Below are 317 nucleotides of genomic sequence, written 5' to 3' on the forward strand. Positions count from 1 at the left end.
CTGACATAAAATACAGCCAAAATATCAACTTAGATTTAAAAAGACTGTATAATGATTTAGATAAAATAGAACTACAACTATATGCAACTGGTAATTTCATTCGGGATACATATAAATCTTATACAGAAATTGAGAGAAAACTTAAGTTAGCATTTGCTAAACTTGATAATGTACGAATTAATAAAAATTCTAGCAAATCAAGTTTACCACTAACTGATAAAAATGAAGAAAGTTTTCTTACAAGAATAGGTAATAAATTAATATCCGGATTAAAACATCTACATGATTTTTTTACTGATTCCAATGAAAAAGTTAAT

1 protein-coding gene is annotated in these 317 nt (G+C 24.9%); it reads left to right on the top strand.

Features of this window, described 5'->3' with window-relative positions; all coding sequences use genetic code 11:
• Positions 1–317: hypothetical protein (locus tag ACX6CF_RS26845; RefSeq protein WP_458788437.1), on the top strand; the 317-nt coding region annotated here is incomplete at both ends.

The organism is Vallitalea sediminicola (assembly GCF_054408565.1).